This is a genomic window from Mesorhizobium sp. M8A.F.Ca.ET.165.01.1.1 (genome assembly GCF_004792065.1).
Taxonomy (GTDB): Bacteria; Pseudomonadota; Alphaproteobacteria; order Rhizobiales; family Rhizobiaceae; genus Mesorhizobium.
Map to the genome: position 1 here is coordinate 1 of NZ_SRTH01000155.1, position 331 is coordinate 331.

1 protein-coding gene is annotated in these 331 nt (G+C 67.1%); it reads right to left on the reverse strand.

The annotated features are described in order from the left end of the window. Window positions 1-231: helix-turn-helix transcriptional regulator (locus EN808_RS35525; RefSeq protein ID WP_135918245.1), on the reverse strand; the 231-nt coding region annotated here is incomplete at its 3' end. Window positions 232-331: the final 100 nt, after the last annotated feature.

Sequence of the window (331 nt, forward strand, 5' to 3'; positions counted from 1 at the left end):
CAGCGCCCGCCACTGGCTTGGATCCGAAAAGGCTTGCGCGTAGATCGGCCGCAGCTTGCCGCCCTGCGCCTTGGCCAGGGCCTCGAGCCAGGCGGCGACCGCCAGCGGCACCGGCGCGCGCCCCTCGATCCAACGCGTCGCATCGTTCCTGGAACAGCCAAGCTCCTGCGCAAGGTCGGCGGCTTCCCACCGCAATGCTCTCAGGCATTCCCGCAAGCGTCCTGCAATCATGGCAATCGCAATTCCCTTCGCCCAATCCCATCGCGACATAGTTGGACGGACCCCGCCGTGGCGGGGCCGATTTCGCTCAGCTTCGCGCCGATGTCTAGGT